Origin of the sequence: Mesorhizobium sp. M7A.F.Ca.CA.004.04.2.1, from assembly GCF_004022825.1 — a bacterium.
GTDB lineage: Bacteria > Pseudomonadota > Alphaproteobacteria > Rhizobiales > Rhizobiaceae > Mesorhizobium.
Genome location: NZ_RZPH01000770.1, coordinates 1 through 2962, shown reverse-complemented (window position 1 = coordinate 2962; position 2962 = coordinate 1). Strand labels below are relative to the sequence as shown.

The following is a 2962-nucleotide window of genomic DNA, read 5'->3' as shown; positions in this document are numbered from 1 at the left end:
CACCATGATCCTGTCGTTGCTCTACCGGCTGAAGCCGGAAGAATGCCGGCTGATCATGGTCGATCCCAAGATGCTCGAACTCTCTGTCTATGACGGCATCCCGCATCTTCTGACGCCCGTCGTCACGGATCCCAAGAAAGCCGTCACGGCGCTCAAATGGGCCGTGCGCGAAATGGAAGACCGGTATCGCAAGATGGCGCGGCTCGGTGTGCGCAACATCGACGGCTACAACGAGCGTGCCGCTCAAGCCCGCGACAAGGGCGAAACCGTCGTCATGACCGTGCAGACCGGCTTCGAAAAGGGCACCGGCGAACCGCTTTTCGAACAGCAGGAAATCGACCTCGCGCCGATGCCCTACATCGTCGTCATCGTCGACGAGATGGCCGACCTGATGATGGTCGCCGGCAAGGAGATCGAAGGCGCGATCCAGCGACTGGCGCAGATGGCGCGCGCTGCCGGCATTCACCTGATCATGGCAACGCAGCGCCCCTCGGTCGACGTCATCACCGGCACGATCAAGGCCAACTTCCCGACCCGGATTTCCTTCCAGGTGACATCGAAGATCGACAGCCGCACCATCCTGGGCGAGCAGGGCGCCGAACAATTGCTTGGCCAGGGCGACATGCTGCACATGATGGGCGGCGGGCGCATTTCGCGCGTGCATGGGCCGTTTGTTTCCGACGCCGAGGTCGAGCATGTGGTCGCGCATCTCAAGGCGCAAGGGCGCCCTGAATATCTGGAAACCGTGACGGCCGACGAGGACGAGGAAGAAATCGAAGAAGACCAGGGCGCGGTCTTCGACAAGGGATCCGTCGCAGCCGAAGACAGTGATGCGATCTACGACGAGGCGGTGAAGGTGGTGGTGCGCGACAAGAAGTGCTCGACGTCCTACATCCAGCGCCGCCTCGGCATCGGCTACAACCGCGCCGCGTCCCTGGTCGAGCGTATGGAAAAGGAAGGCCGGGTCGGCGCACCAAACCATGTCGGCAAACGGGAAATCATCATGGGCCGGCGCCCGCCGGCGAGCGCGCCCGAGGATGACGGCGCGGACTGATCGGCAGCCCGCTTGAAGCGCACATAAAAAAGGCCGGTTACCCGGCCTTTTTCACCACAAGCGCATTGGCCTCAGCCGATCTTCTGGCCGGTCTTTGCCCAGTCGGCGAGGAACTGTTCCAGGCCCTTGTCGGTCAGCGGGTGCTTGACCAGCGCCTTCAGGGTCGCCGGGGGGGCGGTCACGACATCGGCGCCGATGAGGGCCGCCTGCTTGACGTGGTTCACGGTGCGCACCGAAGCGACGAGGATCTCAGTCTGGAAATCGTAATTGTCGTAGATCTGCCTGATCTCCTGGATCAGCTCCATGCCGTCGATGCCGATGTCGTCGACGCGGCCGACGAAGGGCGAGATGAACGAGGCACCGGCCTTGGCCGCCAGCAGCGCCTGGTTGGCCGAAAAGCACAGCGTGACGTTGACCAGGCGGTTCATCTCGGTGCGGATCGTCTTGCAGGCCTTGAGACCGTCCAGCGTCAGCGGCACCTTGATGCAGACATTGTCGGCGATCTTGGCCAGAACCTTGGCCTGCTGCATCATCTCGGAATATTCAGTGGCGGTGACTTCAGCCGAGACCGGACCCTTGACGATGTCGCAGATCTCTTTGGTCACGTCGGCGATCTTGCCGCCGGATTTGAGGATCAGCGACGGATTGGTGGTGACGCCGTCGAGCAGCCCCAGATCGTTCAGCTCACGGATATCCTTGACGTCGGCGGTGTCGACAAAAAATTTCATGGCGGGTCTCCTGAAGATTTTCATGTGCATGTCATGCACATTCGGGGTCGGCCTTTGATCTAGACCAAAGTCAGGGCAAGGTCACGCCTCATGATCGAAGATTCGCCCTTTGTCGCAGCCGCACCGGTGCTGGTGCCGATGCCCGCCGAACGCCCCTACACCTATGCCGTGCCGGCCGGCATGCGCGTGGTGCCGGGCTCGATCGTGCGCGTGCCGCTCGGGCCGCGGCAGGTCGCCGGCATCGTCTGGGATGGCGCGGTCGAGAAGGTCGACGCGAAAAAGCTGCGCCCCATCGAACAGGTCTTCGACTGCCCGCCGATCGACCGAGCGATGCGCCGTTTCGTCGACTGGGTGGCGCAGTACACGCTGTCGCCTCCGGGCATGGTGGCGCGCATGCTGCTCAGGGCGCCGGAGGCTTTCGACCCCGAACCCTGGATCGAAGGGCTGCAGCGCACGCTCCTCGCACCCGACCGGATGACGGGCGCCAGGCAGCGTGTGCTGGAGACGGCCGAAGGCGGCCTTGCCTGGACGCGCTCCGGCCTCGCTCACGCCGCCGGCGTGTCATCGACGGTGATTGACGGCCTGAGGGCGCAAGGCGTGTTCGAGACTGTGATGATCCCGCCGCGCCCGGTGGTGGCCGCGCCCGATACCGGCTACGCCATTCCGGAACTGATGCCGGACCAGAGCGACGCGGCGCAGATGCTGCGCGCCAATGTCGCAGCCGGCGTGTTCAACGTTGCGCTGCTCGACGGCGTCACCGGATCCGGTAAGACCGAGGTCTATTTCGAGGCGGTGGCGGCTGCGCTCGACCAGGGCAGGCAGGTGCTGATCCTGCTGCCGGAAATCGCGCTGACGCATGCCTTTCTCGAGCGCTTCCAGCAGCGCTTCGGCGCCAAGCCGGGCGAATGGCATTCCGACCTGCCGCCGCGGATGCGCGAGCGGGTTTGGCGGCAAGTGGCGGAAGGCGGCGTGCGGGTCGTCGCCGGCGCGCGCTCGGCGCTGTTCCTGCCGTTCAAGGAGCTCGGCCTGATCGTCGTCGATGAGGAGCACGACCCTGCCTACAAGCAAGAGGACCGCGTCTTCTACAATGCGCGTGATATGGCCGTGGTGCGCGGCCATATCGGCAGCTTTCCGGTGGTGCTGGCGTCGGCGACGCCATCGGTCGAAAGCCGGGTCAATG

Annotated in this window: 3 protein-coding genes; 2 read left to right on the top strand and 1 reads right to left on the bottom strand. The window is 64.3% G+C overall.

Annotated elements, in window-relative coordinates; all coding sequences use genetic code 11:
* Positions 1-1054: DNA translocase FtsK (locus EN893_RS26690; protein WP_164901127.1), on the top strand; the 1054-nt coding region annotated here is incomplete at its 5' end.
* Between the two features lie 71 nt (positions 1055-1125).
* Here the strand turns inward: EN893_RS26690 and fsa are convergent.
* Positions 1126-1782, bottom strand: a complete 657-nt coding sequence (fsa, locus tag EN893_RS26685; protein WP_127270489.1) for a fructose-6-phosphate aldolase — start codon at positions 1780-1782, stop codon at positions 1126-1128.
* A gap of 90 nt (positions 1783-1872) precedes the next feature.
* Between fsa and EN893_RS26680 the strand changes: the two genes are divergently transcribed.
* Positions 1873-2962, top strand: a 1090-nt coding sequence (locus EN893_RS26680; protein ID WP_128361901.1) for a DEAD/DEAH box helicase, incomplete at its 3' end; no start/stop codon positions are given.